The organism is Pseudoalteromonas sp. SG41-5, from assembly GCF_014164495.1.
Taxonomy (GTDB): Bacteria; Pseudomonadota; Gammaproteobacteria; order Enterobacterales; family Alteromonadaceae; genus Pseudoalteromonas; species Pseudoalteromonas rhizosphaerae.
On record NZ_JACJFH010000091.1, the window covers coordinates 1 to 20,894 of the forward strand.

23 protein-coding genes are annotated in these 20,894 nt (G+C 41.1%); 7 read left to right on the forward strand and 16 right to left on the reverse strand.

Translation table 11 applies throughout. The features are described from left to right. Nucleotides 1-283 precede the first annotated feature (283 nt). From rpsQ to rpsJ, 11 genes are read right to left on the reverse strand one after another with little or no spacing between them, the layout of a single operon-like run. The gene (gene rpsQ, locus H5232_RS18555) at nt 284-541 is read right to left on the reverse strand and encodes a 30S ribosomal protein S17 (protein ID WP_016709053.1); all 258 of its coding nucleotides are present in this window, start codon (nt 539-541) and stop codon (nt 284-286) included. Further along, nucleotides 541-732 carry a 50S ribosomal protein L29 gene (gene rpmC / locus H5232_RS18560; RefSeq protein WP_054552371.1) on the reverse strand — a complete coding sequence of 64 codons (192 nt, stop codon included), beginning with the start codon at nt 730-732 and terminating at the stop codon, nt 541-543. Before rpmC ends, rpsQ begins: the two co-directional genes overlap by 1 nt. Next, nucleotides 732-1,145 carry a 50S ribosomal protein L16 gene (gene rplP / locus H5232_RS18565; RefSeq protein WP_002957890.1) on the reverse strand — a complete coding sequence of 138 codons (414 nt, stop codon included), beginning with the start codon at nt 1,143-1,145 and terminating at the stop codon, nt 732-734. Before rplP ends, rpmC begins: the two co-directional genes overlap by 1 nt. A 12-nt stretch (nt 1,146-1,157) precedes the next feature. Beyond that, the gene (gene rpsC, locus H5232_RS18570; RefSeq protein WP_054206128.1) at nt 1,158-1,859 is read right to left on the reverse strand and encodes a 30S ribosomal protein S3; all 702 of its coding nucleotides are present in this window, start codon (nt 1,857-1,859) and stop codon (nt 1,158-1,160) included. A gap of 11 nt (nt 1,860-1,870) precedes the next feature. After that, complete coding sequence (gene rplV, locus H5232_RS18575; protein ID WP_004588690.1) at nt 1,871-2,203, reverse strand: 50S ribosomal protein L22; 333 nt, start codon at nt 2,201-2,203, stop codon at nt 1,871-1,873. Nucleotides 2,204-2,217: 14 nt separating this feature from the next. Beyond that, entirely contained in the window at nt 2,218-2,496 is a 279-nt protein-coding gene (gene rpsS / locus H5232_RS18580; protein ID WP_010561269.1) for a 30S ribosomal protein S19, read from the reverse strand. Nucleotides 2,497-2,511: 15 nt separating this feature from the next. Further along, nucleotides 2,512-3,336, reverse strand: coding sequence for a 50S ribosomal protein L2 (gene rplB, locus H5232_RS18585; RefSeq protein ID WP_007376192.1), 825 nt, complete (start codon nt 3,334-3,336; stop codon nt 2,512-2,514). A 17-nt stretch (nt 3,337-3,353) separates the two neighbouring features. Further along, nucleotides 3,354-3,656: a 50S ribosomal protein L23 gene (gene rplW, locus H5232_RS18590; RefSeq protein WP_054206127.1), complete on the reverse strand. Its 303-nt coding sequence runs from the start codon at nt 3,654-3,656 to the stop codon at nt 3,354-3,356. After that, nucleotides 3,653-4,258 (reverse strand): 50S ribosomal protein L4, encoded by a 606-nt coding sequence (gene rplD, locus H5232_RS18595; RefSeq protein ID WP_054206126.1) that lies wholly within the window; start codon nt 4,256-4,258, stop codon nt 3,653-3,655. Before rplD ends, rplW begins: the two co-directional genes overlap by 4 nt. A gap of 17 nt (nt 4,259-4,275) precedes the next feature. Continuing rightward, nucleotides 4,276-4,911 carry a 50S ribosomal protein L3 gene (rplC, locus tag H5232_RS18600; RefSeq protein WP_054206125.1) on the reverse strand — a complete coding sequence of 212 codons (636 nt, stop codon included), beginning with the start codon at nt 4,909-4,911 and terminating at the stop codon, nt 4,276-4,278. A 27-nt stretch (nt 4,912-4,938) separates the two neighbouring features. Next, nucleotides 4,939-5,250: a 30S ribosomal protein S10 gene (gene rpsJ / locus H5232_RS18605; RefSeq protein ID WP_002957900.1), complete on the reverse strand. Its 312-nt coding sequence runs from the start codon at nt 5,248-5,250 to the stop codon at nt 4,939-4,941. A 419-nt stretch (nt 5,251-5,669) separates the two neighbouring features. Here rpsJ and plsB point away from each other — a divergent pair, with 419 nt between their 5' ends. Next, nucleotides 5,670-8,114, forward strand: coding sequence for a glycerol-3-phosphate 1-O-acyltransferase PlsB (gene plsB, locus H5232_RS18610; protein ID WP_149980446.1), 2,445 nt, complete (start codon nt 5,670-5,672; stop codon nt 8,112-8,114). Between the two features lie 14 nt (nt 8,115-8,128). On the opposite strand, the gene tesB is transcribed toward plsB, so the two are convergent. Next, nucleotides 8,129-8,986 (reverse strand): acyl-CoA thioesterase II, encoded by an 858-nt coding sequence (tesB, locus tag H5232_RS18615; RefSeq protein ID WP_145237887.1) that lies wholly within the window; start codon nt 8,984-8,986, stop codon nt 8,129-8,131. Nucleotides 8,987-9,062: 76 nt separating this feature from the next. On the opposite strand from tesB, the gene H5232_RS18620 reads away from it, so the two are divergent. Continuing rightward, the gene (locus H5232_RS18620; RefSeq protein ID WP_182718560.1) at nt 9,063-9,521 is read left to right on the forward strand and encodes an EVE domain-containing protein; all 459 of its coding nucleotides are present in this window, start codon (nt 9,063-9,065) and stop codon (nt 9,519-9,521) included. An 87-nt stretch (nt 9,522-9,608) separates the two neighbouring features. Next, entirely contained in the window at nt 9,609-10,640 is a 1,032-nt protein-coding gene (locus H5232_RS18625) for a cytosolic protein (protein ID WP_149980444.1), read from the forward strand. 62 nt (nt 10,641-10,702) lie between these two features. On the opposite strand, the gene H5232_RS24335 is transcribed toward H5232_RS18625, so the two are convergent. Both H5232_RS24335 and H5232_RS18630 read right to left on the reverse strand, forming a co-directional pair. After that, nucleotides 10,703-10,912, reverse strand: a complete 210-nt coding sequence (locus tag H5232_RS24335; RefSeq protein ID WP_149980443.1) for a hypothetical protein — start codon at nt 10,910-10,912, stop codon at nt 10,703-10,705. Continuing rightward, on the reverse strand, nt 10,912-11,979 hold the full coding sequence (locus tag H5232_RS18630; protein WP_182831311.1) for a potassium channel family protein: 1,068 nt from the start codon (nt 11,977-11,979) through the stop codon (nt 10,912-10,914). Before H5232_RS18630 ends, H5232_RS24335 begins: the two co-directional genes overlap by 1 nt. 169 nt (nt 11,980-12,148) lie before the next feature. Here H5232_RS18630 and H5232_RS18635 point away from each other — a divergent pair, with 169 nt between their 5' ends. Both H5232_RS18635 and H5232_RS18640 read left to right on the forward strand, forming a co-directional pair. Beyond that, the gene (locus tag H5232_RS18635) at nt 12,149-13,099 is read left to right on the forward strand and encodes a chemotaxis protein CheV (RefSeq protein WP_149980441.1); all 951 of its coding nucleotides are present in this window, start codon (nt 12,149-12,151) and stop codon (nt 13,097-13,099) included. A gap of 165 nt (nt 13,100-13,264) precedes the next feature. Continuing rightward, on the forward strand, nt 13,265-14,578 hold the full coding sequence (locus H5232_RS18640; protein ID WP_182797937.1) for a short-chain fatty acid transporter: 1,314 nt from the start codon (nt 13,265-13,267) through the stop codon (nt 14,576-14,578). A gap of 51 nt (nt 14,579-14,629) precedes the next feature. Here H5232_RS18640 and H5232_RS18645 read toward each other — a convergent pair whose 3' ends face one another. Continuing rightward, nucleotides 14,630-15,646 (reverse strand): metalloprotease, encoded by a 1,017-nt coding sequence (locus tag H5232_RS18645; RefSeq protein ID WP_182718563.1) that lies wholly within the window; start codon nt 15,644-15,646, stop codon nt 14,630-14,632. Between the two features lie 144 nt (nt 15,647-15,790). On the opposite strand from H5232_RS18645, the gene H5232_RS18650 reads away from it, so the two are divergent. Further along, the gene (locus tag H5232_RS18650; protein WP_149980438.1) at nt 15,791-17,011 is read left to right on the forward strand and encodes an EAL domain-containing protein; all 1,221 of its coding nucleotides are present in this window, start codon (nt 15,791-15,793) and stop codon (nt 17,009-17,011) included. Here the strand turns inward: H5232_RS18650 and H5232_RS18655 are convergent. After that, on the reverse strand, nt 17,008-18,084 hold the full coding sequence (locus tag H5232_RS18655) for a CNNM domain-containing protein (RefSeq protein ID WP_149980678.1): 1,077 nt from the start codon (nt 18,082-18,084) through the stop codon (nt 17,008-17,010). The two genes, H5232_RS18650 and H5232_RS18655, sit on opposite strands and share 4 nt — an antisense overlap. Nucleotides 18,085-18,240: 156 nt before the next feature. On the opposite strand from H5232_RS18655, the gene H5232_RS18660 reads away from it, so the two are divergent. Beyond that, entirely contained in the window at nt 18,241-20,736 is a 2,496-nt protein-coding gene (locus H5232_RS18660; RefSeq protein ID WP_182831312.1) for a S9 family peptidase, read from the forward strand. Nucleotides 20,737-20,894 lie beyond the last annotated feature (158 nt).

Below are 20,894 nucleotides of genomic sequence, written 5' to 3' on the forward strand. Positions count from 1 at the left end.
GATAAATACAGTGATAACAAGGCGTAAATTTTGACATGTAGTTGTTCTACTTGAAAAAATTATAACGCAGTTAGCGCTTTATTTAGCTCGCTAGAATGGTTAAATATTTAAGTCGATTGGTATTACTGTTCTCTTCTTCCCGGCCCTCAATAGACTCAACCCAAGCTATGGTAGGAAAATTTACTCCGCGCTGACGGCTGAAAGCTTACCGCTAAAAGCTGCTCCAAACGCAAAAAGCCCCAGCTAATGCCGGGGCTTTTTATAAAACAGACTTAATTAAAAATTAAGCTTGTTTTGGACTAGAAATAACGTCTACTAATGTCCAAGACTTAGTCTTAGAGATTGGAGCGCATTCACGGATAGTAACAACGTCACCCGCTTTTGCTGTGTTATTTTCGTCATGTACGTGTAATTTAGTCGTACGTTTGATGAATTTCCCATAGATTGGGTGCTTCACGTAACGTGCGATAGCGATAGTGAAAGATTTTTCCATCTTGTCGCTGATTACAGTGCCTTGAAGAGTACGAATTTTATCACTCATTATTGACCTGCCTTCTGGTTAATAACTGTTTTTACACGCGCGATATCGCGACGTACTGTTCTTAGCGTGTGAGTTTGAGCTAACTGACCAGTGCTTGCTTGCATGCGCAGGTTAAACTGCTCACGAAGAAGACCTAGAAGTTCAGCATTAAGCTCTTCTACGCTTTTATCTTTTAGTTCGCTTGCTTTCATCACATTACCGTCCGAGTTACGAAAGTTGTTTTGAATGGCAGTTTACGAGCAGCAAGGTCGAATGCTTCACGAGCAAGCTCTTCAGAAACACCTTCCATTTCGTAAAGTACTTTACCAGGCTGAATTTCAGCAACCCAATATTCAACAGAACCTTTACCTTTACCCATACGAACTTCAAGAGGCTTTTCTGTGATCGGTTTGTCAGGGAAGACACGGATCCAGATTTTACCTTGACGTTTCACGTGACGTGTCATGGCACGACGAGCTGCTTCGATTTGACGAGCAGTCATGCGGCCACGGCCAGTAGCTTTCAAACCGAAAGTACCGAAGCTTACTTTGTTACCGTTTTGCGCTAAACCACGGTTGCGGCCTTTGTGCATTTTACGGAATTTTGTACGTTTTGGCTGTAACATTACTCGCTACCTCTACTTAGCACTTTTTTTGGCTTTCTTTGGTGCGCGTTTAGCTGGCTTCTCTTGCTCTTGTACTAGTGGTAAACCACCAATAACTTCGCCTTTGAAGATCCAAACTTTAACACCAATGATACCATAAGTGGTTAAGGCTTCAGAAGTTGCGTAGTCGATATCAGCACGAAGAGTATGTAGAGGTACACGACCTTCACGATACCATTCTGAACGTGCGATTTCTGCGCCGCCAAGACGACCGCTAACTTCAACTTTGATCCCTTTAGAACCGATGCGCATTGCATTTTGTACCGAACGCTTCATAGCGCGACGGAACATAACACGACGCTCTAGTTGAGAGGCAATGCCGTCTGCTACTAGTTGTGCATCTAGTTCTGGTTTACGTACTTCAGAAATATTGATCTGAGCAGGTACACCAGCAATCTTAGTTACCGCTTGACGTAATTTTTCTACGTCTTCGCCTTTTTTACCGATAACAACACCCGGACGAGCCGTGTGAATTGTTACGCGGATTGATTTTGCTGGACGCTCAATAACGATTTTAGACACAGAAGCCGCTTTCAATTCCTTAGTAAGGAATGTACGTACTTTGTGATCGCCAAAAAGCTGTGCAGAGAAATCTTTTGAACTCGCGTACCAGGTAGAAACCCAAGGTTTAGATATACCTAGGCGAATACCAGTAGGATGAACTTTTTGTCCCATTACTTATACTCCTAGCTATCTGAAACCACAACAGTGATGTGGCTTGTACGCTTAAGGATGCGGTCTGCGCGTCCTTTAGCACGTGGCATAATACGTTTCATTGTTGGACCATCGTCCACAAAGATCGTTGTTACACGTAGCTCATCAATGTCAGCACCTTCGTTATGCTCTGCGTTAGCAATAGCAGACTCAAGTACTTTCTTAACTAATACAGCCGCTTTCTTAGGGCTGTACGCCAGGATTTCTAGTGCGCGATCGACAGGTAACCCGCGGATCTGATCTGCAACTAGACGTGCTTTTTGCGCCGAACCAGAGGCGAATTTATGTTTAGCTAATGCTTGCATTTATCATTCCCCTCTTAACGTTTCTTCGCTTTCTTATCCGCAGCGTGGCCACGGTAAGTGCGAGTTGGTGCAAATTCACCTAGTTTGTGACCGATCATTTCGTCAGAAACGAAAACTGGTACATGCTGGCGACCATTATGGACAGCAATGGTCAATCCGATCATGTTAGGTATGATCATTGAACGACGGCTCCAAGTTTTAATTGGCTTCTTGTCACCGCTTTCCAAAGCTTTCTCTACCTTCTTCAGCAAGTGTAGGTCTATAAAAGGACCCTTCTTGAGAGAGCGTGGCATGGCTATTCCTCAATATTACTTAGTACGACGACGTACTATAAATTTATCCGTACGCTTGTTCTTACGCGTCTTAGCACCTTTAGTCGGCTTACCCCATGGAGACACAGGATGACGACCACCAGATGTACGACCTTCACCACCACCGTGTGGGTGATCAACCGGGTTCATGGCAACACCACGAACTGTCGGACGAATACCACGCCAGCGATTTGCACCTGCTTTACCAAGTGAACGAAGCATATGCTCAGCATTGCCTACTTCACCTAGCGTCGCACGACAATCTGATTCAACTTTACGAACTTCGCCTGAACGAAGACGTAATGTTACATACTGACCATCACGAGCAAGGATTTGAACGTATGCACCAGCAGAACGTGCGATTTGAGCACCTTTACCTGGTTTTAATTCTACGTTGTGAACAGTCGAACCTACAGGCATATTGCGCATAGGTAATGCATTACCAGGCTTGATTGGTGCATCAACACCAGACTGGATTGCATCACCAGCTTTTAAGCCTTTTGGTGCGATAATGTAACGACGCTCACCGTCTGCATATAATACAAGTGCGATGTTTGCGCTACGATTTGGATCATATTCTAAACGCTCAACAGTGGCTGGAATGCCATCTTTAGTACGTTTAAAATCGATTAAACGGTAATGCTGCTTATGACCACCACCGATATGACGAACCGTAATACGACCATTGTTATTACGACCACCTGATTTAGAGTTTTTCTCTAATAGTGGTGCGTATGGCTTGCCCTTATGTAGATCTGGGTTTACCACTTTAACTAGGTGACGACGACCCGCAGAAGTTGGCTTACACTTTTGAAGTGCCATAATTCTAACTCCCCTTATTACTCGGCGCCGCCGACAAAGTCTAGTTCGCTGCCTTCTTTAAGAGTAACGTAAGCTTTTTTCCAGTCGCTACGACGACCGAAACGTGCGCCAGTACGTTTTGTTTTACCCTTAACATTAAGTGTGCGAACACCAGTTACTTCCACTTCAAAAAGCTTCTCTACAGCTGCTTTAACTTCAGCTTTAGTTGCGTCATTTACTACTTTGAAAACAATCGTGTTGTTTTCTTCAGCAGCAATAGTGCTTTTTTCAGAGATATGTGGAGCAAGGATCACTTTTAAAAGACGTTCTTCACGAATCATGCTAGCGTCTCCTCAAGTTGCTTAACAGCAGCTGCTGTAATAAGTACCTTATCGAAAGCGATTAAGCTTACAGGGTCGATACCAGCTACATCACGCGTGTCAACCTTGTACAGGTTACGTGCCGATAAAAATAGATTCTCATCTACTTCTTCAGTTACGATTAGAACATCTTTAAGCTCAAGTTCTTTAAGCTTAGCAACTAGTTCTTTAGTTTTTGGTGCTGCTAGAGCAAAACTTTCAACAACGATTAAACGCTCTTGACGAACTAATTCAGATAAAATGCTTTTGATCGCACCGCGGTACATTTTACGGTTTACTTTTTGGCTGTGGTCTTGTGGTTTAGCTGCGAAGCTAACGCCACCTGAACGCCAAATTGGACTACGGATTGTACCAGCACGTGCACGGCCAGTACCTTTTTGAGCCCATGGTTTTTTACCACCACCGCTTACTTCAGAACGTGTCTTCTGAGCACGAGTACCTTGACGAGCACCTGCTGCGTATGCAACAACTACTTGATGTACTAATGCTTCGTTAAACTCACGTCCAAAAGTAGCTTCAGAAACTTCAAGACCGCCAGAAGCGTCTTTAATTGCTAATTCCATCACTAAATCTCCAGGACTTATGCTTTAACAGCAGGTTTAACGATAACGTCACCGCCGATAGCGCCAGGTACTGCACCTTTAACTAAAAGCAAGTTACGCTCAGCGTCAACGCGTACTAGTTCTAAGTTTTGAGTCGTTACACGCTCAGCACCCATATGACCGGCCATTTTCTTACCTTTAAACACCTTACCAGGTGATTGGTTTTGACCGATTGAACCAGGAGCACGGTGAGATAGAGAGTTACCATGTGTAGCGTCTTGCATGCTGAAATTCCAGCGCTTAACACCACCTTGGAAACCTTTACCTTTAGAAGTACCGGTTACGTCAACTTTGTTGATTTCGTTGAATAATTCAACAGTAAGCTCAGCGCCTACTTCAAAATCGCCTTCACCACCATTTAGGCGGAATTCCCACAGACCGCGACCCGCTTCAACACCAGCTTTAGCGAAGTGACCCGCTGTTGCTTTGTTTACACGGCTTGCTTTTTTAGTGCCTGCGGTTACTTGAAGCGCGTTATAACCGTCTGTTGCGTCAGATTTGATCTGAGCAATGCGGTTAGGTGTCGCTTCAATAACTGTCACAGGGATAGATACACCATCTTCAGTGAAGATACGTGTCATACCCACTTTACGACCGACTAGACCTAATGCCATTTTCCTAAAACCTCTCTAATCTTTCGATTAACCCAGGCTGATTTGAACATCAACACCAGCAGCAAGATCTAAACGCATAAGTGCGTCAACAGTCTTGTCAGTTGGTTCTACGATGTCGATCAGACGTTTATGGGTGCGGATCTCGTACTGATCACGCGCATCTTTATTAACGTGCGGTGATGTAAGTACAGTAAAACGTTCAAAGCGTGTAGGTAGTGGAATTGGACCACGTACTTGTGCGCCAGTGCGTTTCGCAGTTTCCACGATTTCCGCCGTTGATTGGTCAATCAAACGGTGGTCAAAAGCTTTTAGGCGAATACGAATGCGTTGATTTGACATTCTTAAACCTCAATATAAAGAGCATTTAAAAGAGCATAAAAAAACGACCGAAACAATCTTAAAAACATAAGATGCCGGTTGTTGATTTATATCTACGTTGAGTTCCAAATCGGAACTCCTGTTTTATTAGCTTGAAATCCAAGCTTAATGTTCCTTCCAAGTTCCCGGGGGAATTTTGAAAGCCTGCGTATTATAGTGATATTGGTGATAAATGCAACAACTATTTCAAACTACCAGAATGAGGATTATTTATACTGTAAAAAAGGGTTGTCACTATGTCGTCATTACTGGGGATTTACTATAGTTAGGGAGCCATGCAATCGTACTTGGCACTAATGATAATGGTCAGTCCAGTTTTTAATTGTTATTATTCATCCTTATTTTGCTTTTATCTCTTAATCCTTAACCTTGGTGAGTTGATGCGTATTTTTAATTATTGCTTGAATTTTGTGTCTATGGTGATGAATCGCCTATTTGTGAAAAGCAAAGTACTGCCCGAGAACCCAATTGAACAATACGGTCTTAATCCCGCCTACCCTACTTTTTATATAGTTAAACTTAATGCTCGCTCAGATTTAGCAGCTCTTGACCGAGTTTGTAAGAAGTACAACCTGCCCAGACCAACTGAACAACAGCTGTTGGGTAATGCAGAGTTAGACCGCTTTATTGGCCTACAAAATCCACCACCACTGTTTGGCAGCCAAGCGAAGCCAACTGACGCGCTAAACCAGGGTAAACAAATAATTGCTCAACTATTTACCAGTGGCGAAAAAAACGTGCAAGTCATTCCGGTCACTATTTTATGGGGTCGTAATCCAGGTAAAGAAAAACCAGGTTTAGGTACGCTGGTTTCGCACTCACTTACACCTAGCTGGTTTCGTAAGTTTTTTGTATTACTGTTTTCAGGGCGTGATAACTTTATACGCTTTAGTCAACCGTTGGATTTATCGTTATTAGTAAATGAAAAAGCCGATGTTGATGAGTTACCTCATAAATTACTTCGCGTCGCTAGGGTGCATTTTCGTCGTCAAAAATTGGCAGCAACGGGCCCTAAAATGCCCTCACGCGAGCAACTATTTAATTCATTGTTAGCATCACCGACTATAAAAAAAGCAATTAACGATGAAGCAAAAAGCAAAAAAATCAGCCATGAGCAAGCACGGCAAAATGCGTTAAAGCTATTAGATGAGATTGCTGCTAACTACAGTGATGCCACCATACGTGTTGCAGATCGTGTATTAACCTGGCTATGGAACAAGCTCTATAACGGCATTGATATAAAATACACCGAACAAATCCATGATCTAACCAATAAAGGTCATGAAATTATTTATATGCCGTGTCATCGCAGCCACATGGATTACTTATTACTTACCTACTCGATTTATCATCTTGGTTTAGTACCGCCACATATTGCTGCTGGTATTAACTTAAACTTCTTCCCAGCAGGCGGCATATTCCGCCGCAGTGGCGCATTTTTTATCCGCCGCTCATTTGCTGGCAACAAGCTTTACTCTGCTGTATTTAAAGAGTATTTAAGTCAGTTGTTTATCAAAGGTTACTCAGTTAAGTTTTATACTGAGGGCGGACGTAGCCGTACTGGGCGTTTACTACCACCAAAAACAGGTATGTTGGCGATGACACTACAAGCTATGTTACGTGGTATTGATCGCCCTATTTCGATTGTGCCGGTGTACATTGGTTATGAACACGTCATGGAAATAAATACTTATCTGAAAGAACTCGCAGGTGATGATAAAAAAGGCGAGTCGATTTTCGGTATTTTCAAAGCCATTAAAAATCTCAAAAACTATGGCCGCGGCTATTTGAATTTTGGCGATCCGATTTCGGTTAATCAATATTTAAATGAGCATCAACCTGATTGGCGTGAATCTATTCACCCAACTGATGTACAAAAACCACAATGGCTTGGTCCGCAAGTGGCGACTTTAGCGGATAAAGTGATGGTTAATATTAATAGTGCCGCCGCGCTTAACGCAGTTAATTTACTGGCAATGATCTTACTGGTAAATGATAAGCAAGCATTGAGCAAACCTAAATTGTTAGCACAACTAGACTTTTACTTACATTTACAACGTAGCGCTAGTTACAGTGAAAAAATCACCACCCCAGATGAAACTTCATCACAGTTACTCGAACATGCTTTAAAGTTGAATAAATTTGACGTTATAAGCGATGAGTTTGGCGAGATTATCGCGATTAACGATAAAGAGAAAATCCTCTTTAACTACTACCGTAATAATATTCTTCATGTGTTTGCCGTACCAAGCTTACTGGCACTGCATATATTTAAAAGCCATAAAACGACAGTATCGCAGTGCCAAAAATTGGTTAACTGTTTTTACCCGATGTTTGCTAAAGAATGGTTTTTACACGAACTTGATGAAAATTATATCACCCGCATACTGGCCAGCTTTGTAGATCAAGATTTAATAGAAATTGATGGTGATAACATAAAAATCACCAACAGTAATGATTGCTTAGCCAAGCTGGAAATTCTAGGTCGTGCGCTTAGCTTAACCCTGCAACGCTACGCCATTGTGATTGGCTTTATTCAAACCAGTAAAGAAATTGAACGCGCAGAACTTGAACGCGAAAGCCAAGTATTAGCGCAGCGCTTAGGTACCTTGCATGGTATTAAGACTCCTGAGTTTTTTGACAAAAAAGTATTGGTAGGCTTTATTAGCAACTTGCGCGAACAAAATTTAATTAGCGAAACCGAGAATGGCTTACAGGGCAGTACTGAACTTTGTGAAGTGTATATTCATCTTAAAGCCTTGCTGCCAGCGCGAGTCTGGCAGTCAATTAGTGATATTGTGCAAGGACAATGTAAGCAAAAATAACTGCAAGCGGCATATTAACGCTGACGCATTACACCTTCTTGGATCGTTGAGGCAACTAAATTGCCTTGACGGTCAAAGAACTGACCACGCACCAACCCCCGCCCTGAGCTCGCACTTGGGCTATCAATGGTATATAAGATCCAATCATCCATTCGAAACGGACGATGAAACCACATCGCATGGTCAATTGTTGCTACTTGCATGTTTGGCTGCATAAACGAGACACCATGGGGCTGTAGAGCCGTTGGTAAAAACTCAAAGTCAGACGCATACGCCAATAAATAGTTATGAATACGTTGATCATCTGGCATCTCGCCATTGGCTTTGAACCAAATATGTTTAACCGGCTCCATTACCTCTGGCTTAAATGGGTTATGAAAGGTGACCGGACGCATTTCAATCGGCATTTCGCGAATAAACTTATTGCGGATCACCTCAGGTATATGAGATGCGTGCTCTTGATAAAACTCCAGTGATGAGCGCAGCTCCTCAGGAGCAGGTACATCCGGCATAGTAGCTTGATGCGACAAGCCATCTTCAGCACCTTGAAATGATGCCGTCATATAAAAAATAGGTTTTCCATATTGAATAGCACTAACTCGGCGAGTACTAAAGCTCTTACCATCACGGATCGTTTCAACATCGTACACAATTGGCTTTGCAGCATCACCAGGGCGTAAAAAATAAGAATGCAGTGAATGAACAATACGGCCTTCCGGTAAGGTTTCTTTAGCTGCAGACAGTGCTTGGCCCATGACTTGACCACCAAATACCGCACGAAAACCCAAATCTTGGCTTTGCCCTCGATACAAGCCCTGCTCTATTTCTTCTAACGTTAATAACGACAATAAATCATCTAAAACTTGGCTCATAGTTGCTCCTCAATCCCATTTAGATTTTAATGATACTATAGACAAGTATGATGTAAATATTTCAAGGATCCTAGTTATGGCGTATTGGTTATTTAAAACTGAACCCGATGCATTTTCAATCGACGATTTAAAAAGCGCCCCTGCACAAACCACTGCATGGGAAGGTGTGCGCAACTACCAAGCCCGTAATTTTATGCGCGAGGGCGTAAAGCTCGGCGATTTAGTAATGATTTACCATTCTAGCTGTAAACACGTCGGCGTTGCAGGTATCGCAATAGTGACTGCTGAAGCCTACCCAGATCCTTGCCAGTTTGATTTAAGCAGTGATTATTACGATCCTAAATCAACCTGTGATAAACCGAGATGGGTTGTGGTTGATGTAACCTATCAGCAGCATTTAAATAAATTAGTCAGCTTAAAAGCGATTAAAGAAAACGACGCCATCACCGAAATAGCTCTAAAAAAAGGTGGTCGATTATCGGTAATGCCAGTGACTAAAGCGGATTGGCAAGCAATTATAAAAATGGCAGAGTAACAACAATAATTTGCTGCTAATACATCACGTTTTCCTTCTTTTTCCAAATTTGCTAAAATAGTTGGCTTGTTTTAGTTAGGGGGTTAGATGAAATTACTGTATTGGTTAGATGAGTGGTTAACTCTACCTCAAGATGAACAGCAAACCAGATTACCTATCTCTGGAGGCGATTTACTTGGCGATGTTTTTGTTAAGTATCACTTTATTGATATAAATAAGCCTTTATTGTTCACCTTTTCTCCTGCAGGTACTAATTACCAAGAGCATGATCTCAATGATGATTTTAGCCCTTGGGGATTTCAACTAGCGCAAAAACAACATGTGAATGTTATTTCTTTTCAGCACTTAGGAATAAGTAATTGGTTTAGACACCGTAATTTACTGTTTTTCCTCGAGCAACTCGCTCCCTTGCTAACACCCTTTACCCAGAGATTAGGCTACGGCTTAAGCCGAGGTGGCTTTGCTGTGGGTGCATTTGCTAATTTACTAAAGCTAGATAAGGTACTGTTATTTCACCCTGTTAGCACCAAAAATAAAGCACTTGCTCCTTGGGATGACCGCTCAAGTACCGATATAGCACAACAATTCGATTGGGAGCAAGATTACCACGATCTCGATTTAGGCAATGCTAAAGGCTATATAATTTACGACCCGACCAATCGTATTGACCGTGGCCATGCTAAGCGCTATTCGCAACTAACCCACTTACGCGTGTTTGGTATGGGTCACAGTACCCATGCCACCTACCTAAATAAATTTGGCTTCTATAAACAAGTGGCCGTCGACTTTATTAGCCATCAACAAGTCGATATTGCGCAATTTCGCCTACAAACCAAAACCCTGCGCTTTAAAGAAGACTATTATAGAAGGCTCAACAAGGCGAATGCTAAATCGGCACACCGCCAAGTATTATTAAGCAAAGCGCACAACATACTAATTGATGAAAAAGCAGCGCATGTGCAAGAGCATCAAGCAAAAATTGATATTCAACCATTGATTGATGTCGCGCTAAAGCACCAAGATGAACACCCTAAGGATGCCATTCAGCTGCTGGAAGTTGCTCAGCAACTTGCCCCTGATGATCCTTTAGTGGAGCACAAACTAAAACAGTTAAAATAAAAAACCGTGCTTGTTTAATCAAGCACGGTTGGCAAATTTATATGTAAACTGACAACTCAATTTTAACCTTTCTTTTTCTTGGTAGTTTTCTTTTTGTGCCCGTGCTTGGGCACTATCGCAAAGTACATTATCAGTGCGAGCCAGGAGAAAAGGATAATGCCGATTAACCAGCCATTTTTTTCATGACCTTGCGTGCGCTTACTGTTAAGCACAATTACCACTGGTAAAATATAAGCACTCAAAAGTAGAATTAAAAACGCCACTTCATTCATTACTTAGCAAGCCCCTGCCAATCGACTTCGCTGCTTAAAACACGATCAACCGCAATGTAATGTAAAATATCACCACTGTTAACCGGATAATCCAGTGGTGGATTTAAATCCATATTTTGCGCACTCAGGTTGTGAGCAACACCAAGTAAAATAGCATCATGGTCGTGTTTAAAATGATGAAATAATTTACCAAATTCCATTACCGCTAAATCAGCAGGAATAGCTAAACTAAACTGGGTATCACCATGCAAAGTAGATAATAATTCCTCTTGTACACGACTTGAGCCGGGGTCTTGCATTGAACGTACTAGAATTTCGGCTGACTTAGCCGTTGAACATTCCACGTTGTAACAATGTTCTAGTAGCATTTCGACTTTACTCTCATCGTTAAAGTGCGCACTAATATGGCAGTCATCTTTCACTAATTTACTAATGCGCAGGGCGGTGGTAAAAGTTTCGTCGTCGTCTTGCCCGTCAATAATAATTTTATCTGCCAGTTTAATTGCGACCCTTTCCAGCTCGCTTAAATCTGTAAAACTAGTTAAGCGTACAAAATCAACATGGGCATTAGCTAAAAATGGATGCTCCATTGACTCTGTGACCGCAAGCAAAATTCGTCGATCCAAACGCTTTTGGTCAGCGAGAATATAATCAATCATTTTTTTAGTACGAATTTGATGCCAGCCAAAAATAATAATGTGATTGTGAAAATGTGCAAAACTTTTATCACCCGTCATAGCGCGCCTAATTAAATAAGTAACTGTTTGCCCTGTTTTACCTAACAGGACACCAAATAAAGCTAAACCAAATGGAATTTGCAGTATCGCCACAATCCATCTACCCAGATCTGTAGTTGCACTAAAATCACCATATCCTACCGTTGAGGTAGTAACGATATAGTAATAAACAAAAGTGCTAATTGGCCTCAGTGCTACTTCTTCTGCGAAGATTAACAACAACCAGATCAAGACCATATGTAATAATGTCGCAATAGCGACAGCTTGCCAACTAACCTGATCAATATGGTTTCTGACTAGTAAAAATAATCGTTTAAATATAAAAGGCATGCCCACACTTGGTTATTCAGCTATCAATTATCCGATAAGTTACTGTAATGCTTAAATGAAGGCAATGCTTGAAATACCTTTGAGGATCAAGATTATTATCTAGACTGCTTTTTTAAAGTAGAACAGTGTAAGCTATACTTGAATTATTAATTATAAAGTCGAGCGTGTTATGTCAGGTGTATTAGCTTCTGTTGATCAACGAACTCAACTCGTTGGTGAAAATCGCTTAGAGTTATTATTGTTTTATTTGCACAGTCGTCACTTGTTTGCTCTTAATGTCTTTAAAGTTAAAGAAGTAGTGAAACTGCCGCATCTTAGTATCATTCCACATGCCCATCCTAAAATATCAGGCGTGGCCAATATTCGTGGTGAATCAATCCCTGTTATTGATTTACGCCAAGCGATTTGCATGTCTGCGGCTAAGAATACTGAAGATAGTAACTTAGTGATCACTGAATACAATCGTACAGTACAAGGGTTTTTAATTGGTAAGGTTGATCAAATCGTTAATATGACATGGTCAGATATAATGCCACCGCCTTCCTCTATCGGTAAAAATCATTATCTAACTGCGCTCACTAAAATTCAACGTGATGGCCAAGAGCAGTTAGTAGAGATCATTGATGTAGAAAAAGTACTAGCAGAGATTATTGAGTACGAAGTGCAAATCTCTGATGAGGTACTTGACCAAAGTATCGTAAACGAATTTGTTGGCCGAAAAATACTCCATGCTGACGACTCACCTACAGCACGAAAACAAGTGAGCGATACATTAACGCAGTTGGGTATTGAGATTATCCCAGCCAGTAATGGTCTTGAAGCACTCAATATGCTTAAAGCCTGGGCTGATAAAGGCATGGACGTAGAAAAAGAGTTACTGATGGTGATCACCGATGCAGAAATGCCAGCAATGGATGGTTATCGCTTAACGCACGAGATCCGCAACGATAACCGCTTAAAAAATCTGCATGTGGTACTTAACACATCCCTCAGTGGCAGCTTTAACCAAGCCATGGTCGAGAAAGTGGGTTGCAATGCGTTTTTATCTAAATTTCAACCAGACTTACTCGTAGAAGAAGTACAAACACGTTTAAAAGCGGTCCTCGCACCACAGAAATAGCACTGTATCTAAGCGTGGCTTATGCCACGCTAGTGCTTGAATTAACGTTTGTTATAATGACGAAGAAATACGCGATTTAATACCACGACTACAACACATATTGCCAATTAAACGCTTTCGTGATTAATTGGCAATATGTAGCAATAATCAAAACACACAATCATTATGCTAAATCATGTTGCCAAACCGTTCACTAAATTAGTGGAACGTTACCTACCCGATCCATTTATTTTTGTTATTTTACTCACACTACTTACCTTTATAATTGCGTGTGTAGTGACACCTTCAAACCCACAACAAGTGCTGAGCGCGTGGGGCAGTGGTTTTTGGAACTTACTGAGTTTTGCCATGCAGATGCTGTTGGTATTACTCACCGGATATATGCTGGCAAGTACACCGATGATGAGCCGACTGCTCACGCAATTAGCAAAACTTGCCAATACTGCGCCAAAAGCTATTTTATTAGTGACTTTCGTATCATTACTCGCCAGTTGGATTAACTGGGGATTTGGCTTAGTTATTGGCGCTTTATTTGCCAAAGCCATTGCCCGCCACACACTCGTTGATTATCGCTTACTGGTTGCCAGTGCGTATTCTGGCTTTATTGTTTGGCATGGTGGCTTGGCAGGCTCAATTCCTTTAACTATCGCAACGTCAGAGCATTTTGCACAGCAAAGCATTGGTGTGATAAACACCAGCGAAACACTGTTTTCAGGATTTAATATAGCTATAGTTATTGGCTTATTTATCATTATGCCACTGGTTAATCGTTATATGTTACCCAGCGCAAAAGACAGCATTTATGTTGATAAAACGCTATTAGCAGAACCGATACCTAAGCCCTACAATGTTAGTCGCCCTGCCGATAAAATTGAACACAGTAAGTTATTAGGACTAGGCATTGGAGTACTTGGGCTAGTTTATTTAGCTAATTATTTTGTGTTTAGTGGCGGCTCACTTAATTTAAACAGTGTGATTGCACTGTTTTTATTTTCTGCGATTTTACTGCATCAAACGCCGTATAATTTACTTAATAGCCTGCAGCAAGCAGTCCCCAGCGGCGCAGGGATTATTATCCAGTTTCCATTTTATGCAGGGATCATGGCAATCATGGTACAAACGGGTTTGGCGCAGCAGATATCACAAGGATTTATCGCCATCGCCAGTGCACAATCATTGCCATTTTGGAGCTTTTTAAGTGCTGGCTTAGTAAATATATTTGTGCCCTCAGGTGGCGGCCAATGGGCTGTACAAGCGCCTATAGTGATACCCGCAGCACAAGCTCTGGGTGCAGATATGCCGCGCGTCGCGATGGCAGTAGCGTGGGGGGATGCGTGGACTAATCTTATTCAGCCATTCTGGGCTTTACCGGTATTGGCAATTGCCGGCCTAAAAGCCAAAGACATTATGGGCTTTTGTTTAGTGCAGCTAATTATAACCGGCGTGTTTATATCATTGATGTTGAGTTTTTATCCGTAACGCTTGCTGCAAAAATACAGCGTGAGTAACACCTCACGCTATTTAAATTTGTTAACTCGATAGAATTTTCATTGGCAGGCTTAAAATTGCGTTTTCAGAATCAGCAAAATGCATCATCACAGCCACATGGCCTGCAACTACCAAAGCGTACATCACAGCCGAAAAACCTTGCCCGTATTTATCTAGTGGCAGTAAATGCGAATAGTGGCGGCCGCGCCATTCAAAGGCGATTTCCAGTGCACCGATAAATAAGAAAAACACTAATAGCATTAAACCAAAGGTGTAGCTTAGCCATAAGCCAAATAACACGCCTAAAATACAAATACTTAAACCAACCCATGAACGCATTGAGAAGCTAATACTTTTTAATACATGCCCGCCATCAAGCGGTAAAATAGGCAGCAAGTTAAATAAATTCAATAATGCGCTGAGTACTGCGACCCCGGCAAATATTTCCATCTCGGTGGCATAATAAAGCACCACACCAAGTACGGAGGTGATCAAACCAAATGCAGGCCCCATTAAAGAAATCACCACATCTTGCCAGCGGGTGGTAATTTTATCGTCGCTTACGGCAAGCCCGCCAACAAATGGGATTAAATAGATACCCTTGGTTTTAATACCAAAATATTGCATTGCTCTGACATGGCCGTACTCGTGGATCACCAAACAAGCAATTAGCATAAGCGCAAACTCAAACGTAAATAACCAAGCATAACCAGCCACTGAGGCGCCCGCTAATACTACCTTGACGACTTTCGCACTTTTAAAAATCTTAAAACCGAGCGCAAATAATCCAAGCAGCCCCTGCTTAGGTTTAGTTTTTTCAATAGGCGGTAATGTCAGTTGTTTTACAAATTCATTATCAATATGTAGCGCTATACTATGCTCAATGACCGTACTGGTGTCTAAACCAATCACTTGATTATTTAGCTTAAATTCAAAATAGTTAACACGTGGATTATCAAATCCGATTGCCTGTTGTTGCTGAAAAATTTTTACAATTTGTTGCCCCGCGAGCACTAAACTAAATTGTTGATCAGCAAGGGTCAGCTGTATTTGCATGATGTCACTTCAAATCTTAAAAATTATATCGTTAGTATACCCATTTTTTTAGCTAGATTATGGAATATATTTGCAACTATAAAGCTGACACCTTCGCTATTCTCGACTACTTTTAATTAACGAGTAAATTTTATTTCAGGGAAGAAAATGACAAAGCTAGCACGCAGCATTTTGGTCGTTGATGATTCAAAAGCTATTTTAGTAGTGATGCAGGCTATCTTAAATGAGCTTGATGTGCCCAATGTAACAACCTGTTTAGATGCGCAAGATGCCCTCAATAAAGTAAAAGCGCATCCATATGCTTTTGATGCCGTATTTACTGATCTGAATATGCCGAACATGGATGGCATGGAGCTTATTCGTCACCTTGGCGAGTTACATTACCCTGGGGCAATTGTCATTATTTCTGAAATGAATTCAAAAATCATTGATTTAGCGGCTGATTTAGCGCGTAAAAACAACGTACATTTAATTGGTAATATCGCCAAACCAGTACAACTCAACCAAGTTTATACACTGCTACAAAAACTAGAGTATTTAGCTTGTCATACTGAAAAGCCCACAGAACCAATTTCTGAAACGCAATTACTGCATGCGATAAGCCATAATGAGATAACGCCGTTTTATCAACCAAAAATAAACCGTACTAATAATAAAGTTGAAAGCGTAGAAGTATTAGCCAGAATTGTGACCGCAGCACAAGGTGCTATATTTTTACCTGAACGGTTTATTTGTGTTGCTGAAGATTTAGATTTAATTAATCTGATCACGTTTCAGTTGTTTGAAAAGGCAACAGGCGATTTCTCAGAAATAAAAACTCGTTTAGGCTACAAACTTAAACTGGCTTTTAATTTGTCCCCCTGCCAGCTAGAAGATTTAAGCTGCCCGGATAAGCTGGCTTTAATTTTACATCTTAATCAACTGACCCCAAGTGAGATTATTTTAGAGATCACAGAACAGCATGCTTTATCCAGTTCTGCACAGCTAGAAACTCTAAACCGTTTACGAATGCGCGGTTTTGGCATTTCTCTTGATGATTTTGGCACCGGCTTTACCAATGTACAGCAATTAAAAACATTGCCTTTTACTGAGGTGAAAATAGATCGTACCTTGATCAGTAATATTGAAAGTGATTTATTTTCTCAAGTCATTGTTAGTAGCTTAGTAAATATAGCCATTCAAGATGACTTAACAATTGTCGCTGAAGGCATTGAGCGCGTTGAAGAGCTTGAATACTTAGATCGTTTTAAAGAGCACATCTTAATGCAGGGCTTTTTGATCAGTCGCCCAAAAGGCAAAACTGAATTTATTCGTTGGGCGCAATCATGGCTACATATGGTTTCATTAAATAGTCATAGCCGACGTTAATTTTTTCGTTTCGCCATGGTATTCTCAGCACTTAACAATTTATTGCTACTTTCCAAGCGCTGACGCCAGCGTTGCTTAGCAACTGCCTGCATATTAGCTGATTGATCATGCTCATCGACTATTTCAAAGCCCATTAACGCTTCGATCATATCTTCGAGTGTCACAATCCCCTGCACATCACCATATTCATCTATCACTAAACAAATATGAGTACGCTCAGCTAGCAAAGTATGTAATAAGGTAGGTACGTATAAAGTCTCTGGCACAGTATAAATAGGTTTTATCAACTTACTTATTTTATAGTTTTCACCCAACCTATGATACGCCAGCATAATATCGTTTTTATGCACAAAACCGATAATATCATCACCATTTTTATCATATACCAACACCCGAGAAAACGACGCTGAACCATGCTCAGCCAAATATTGATTTACGGTTAAATCTTTATGTACTTTAAACAAGACGGTACGCGGGGTAATTAGCGCATCTAATTTGGCGTGACGGAAATGCAATAAACTACGGATGATTTCAGACTCTTCCTGATGTAAGGCACCTGATTGCGATCCCATATCAGCCATGGCTTCAATTTCTTGGCGAATATAATACTCTTCGTTGTAATTACGGCCCAACATACCGGTGAGTTTTTCAGCAAGCCACACAAAAGGTTTTAGTGCGATGACTAAATACTGTAATGCTTGGGTCACCATAGGTGCAAGCGTTCGCCAATGCTTTGCGCCCAGAGTTTTTGGAATGATTTCTGACAACACTAATACTAACAAAGTCATTATCGCCGAAGCAATTCCCACCGCCGCATCAGAAAAAACGACTGCAGCTTGTGCCCCTACACCGGCAGCTCCAGCAGTATGGGCAACCGTATTTAAGGTTAAAATAGCAGCTAAAGGCTGATCAACATTAGTTTTCAAGTGCTCGAAACGCTTGGCTAGTTTAGGCTTTTTTTTACGTAATACTGCAACATAGCTAGGCGTTATACTCAATAATACGGCTTCCATAATCGAACATAAAAAAGAAATCGTAATCGCCGCTACCATGTAAACGATTAATAATGTCACTGTTACCTCTACGCTACTCAATTGCTCAACACCTTATCAAGTGTCAGCCCTAACCTCAAACCTTATACTGCTGAGCAATGGAATCCATCGCAGAGCACTTTTTGACATCACAACCACATGCTATATTAAATTAAATTCCCTACATCAGGCTCAATAATGAATTTTAGTTCACTATGGCGCGGAAAAACACCTCGCCTAACAACCACACTCGCGGTGTTAACTTTAAGCACGTTAAGTAGCGCTCTAGTGGCTGCACCATTAGATAAAGCAGATATTAAGTTTATTGGCCCAATTGCAGCCGACATGCAGCTAAAGCCATACCAAACTGAGCATCAAGATGCGATTATTAACGCCCTATTACCTAGCATTCAACAACCAACAACAAGCATTACGGTATTTGGCGAAAAATTAAAATGGCAAACCTTAGATAAAGTAAATGCATTAACCCTCGGCGGTCTACAAGCATTAAAGTTTACCACTCATGCTGAGCGCTTTAGCCAAGGCACATTGACACTTAAAGGTATCGAAAAAGCGCAGTTGTTTATCAATGGTGAAAAACAAACAGCCACAAAAGAAAGCTATGAACTGGCATTACCGCAAGGCGATCACCAAATAGTGATTATTGCTGAACAAGTTGCTAATTGGCACGATGTTGACGTTGATTTCGAGCCTAAAGCAGCAATTGATCGATTAACTTTTAGCAATAAAGAGCAACATGGTTTATCTGCCAAGCAACTGTTTGATGCCACAACGGTCAGTTCACTATCTTTAGCACCTGATGCCAAACACTATTTAGTGGCAAAACGCCATTATCAAGATAGCACGGGTAATCAAGCAAATGTGATCACTGAGCTAAAAAATGATGATAATCAAATAGTTTACCGTTTTGAGTCGGGTCAACCGAGTAACATTATTTGGAGCCCTGATAACAATTATTTAGTCTATCTATTAGATGGAAAATTAAAGCAATTAAACCGAAAAACCCTTAATCTTAAAGTGATTGCCAACAACCTAGAGGGCGCGGGTGACTTTGCTTATTACGATAACAACAGCTTAATCTTCAGCTGGTCCAAATCACCAGCAGCTGATAACAGCCTAACTAAACACTACCAAGGTTTACAAGATCGTTGGTCATATGCCCGCACAACCTCACAAGCTTACTTATTAGATATAAGTACAGGCCTGAGTAAAGCATTGAGCCAAGGACCACTTAGTCACAGTATTGAAGATTTTAATAGCAAACGTGGTACGGTATTACTGAGTCGTGGTGTGCAAGTAATGCAAGCGTCGACTCACCCCACCACAGAGTTAGTGGAACTGAATATTGCCAATGCGAGCAACACAGTTATTGGCCAGTTTACTACGTTTAATCAAGCTAAATACACAGGTGATGACATTTATGTCACTGCGGGTCCTGATTTTAAAGATGGTTTAGGCAGAAACCTACCTGAGAATATGCTTGCTAACAACTATGATGGACAGCTTTACCTATTAACTGATCATGGTAAAAATGCAGTACCATTAAGTCGTGAATTTGATCCTGCCATTGGTCAACTTGAAGTACTCGCTAATGGCGATGCCCTCGTTAAAGTCACTGAGCAAGATACGATTGCTTTATACCTGTACGATAAAAGTAAACAACGCTTTAGCAAACTCAAAACAGGTTTTGATGTAGTTGAACAATTCAGTTATTCAAACAACCGCAGCCCAGCTATTTTAGTTAGCGGCTCTAATGCATCATCTCCACAGCAATTAAAACAGTTAAGTATTAATAAAAACACCGCAACCACATTGTGGGATTCTAAACCACAAGCGTATGCAAATACCGATATAGCCAGCTTAGATGAATTTAACTTCATCAATACCGCAGGTGTTGAAATTAAAGGTCGTGTTTACTTTCCAAGCAATCTTGATAAGAACAAACACTACCCAGCATTAGTATATTACTATGGCGGTACATCACCGGTTACTCGTGGTTTTACTGGGCGTTATCCTTTCAATTTATGGGCCGAGCATGGCTATGTGGTTTATGTAGTGCAACCGACCGGTGCAACTGGATTTGGCCAACAGTTCTCTGCTAAGCATGTGAATGCGTGGGGTCAATATACTGCTGACGATATTATGCAAGGTACCCAAGCACTATTAAAACAGTATCCATTTATTGATAAAAATCGTTTAGGTAATTTAGGCGCATCATACGGTGGCTTTATGACTATGTTACTGACCACTAAAACAGACATGTTTAGTGCCTCAATCGCACACGCGGGGATTTCTAATATTACCTCGTATTGGGGTCACGGTTGGTGGGGCTATTTATATTCTGGCGAAGCCTCTAAAAACAGCTATCCTTGGAATAATAGTGAACTATACAGCCAACATAGCCCGGTTTTCCATGCAGACAAAGTAACCACACCGCTACTGCTATTACATGGTGATGCTGATACCAATGTACCTGTAGGCGAAAGTCACACTATGTATACTGCGCTGAAACTACTAGGCAAAGATGTTGACCTTATTGAATATAAAGGGGCGGACCATCAAATTTTTGCTCGCGATCAACGCTTTGATTGGTGGAATACTATGCTTGCCTACTTCGATAAGCATTTAAAAGAGCAACCACAGTGGTGGCAGTACTTATACCCTGAAAAGTAGCTTTTATTCTGTTCAACAGGTAAACCTAGTATGCTAAAGTATCCCCAGAATTAGCCTTTATATATCAATGAACTAATAGTATTAAAAAATGTGGGAAGCGAGGGAACATTCATGGTGTTTTGTGATCTTATGAATCGCTTAAAAACAACAGAGCTAAA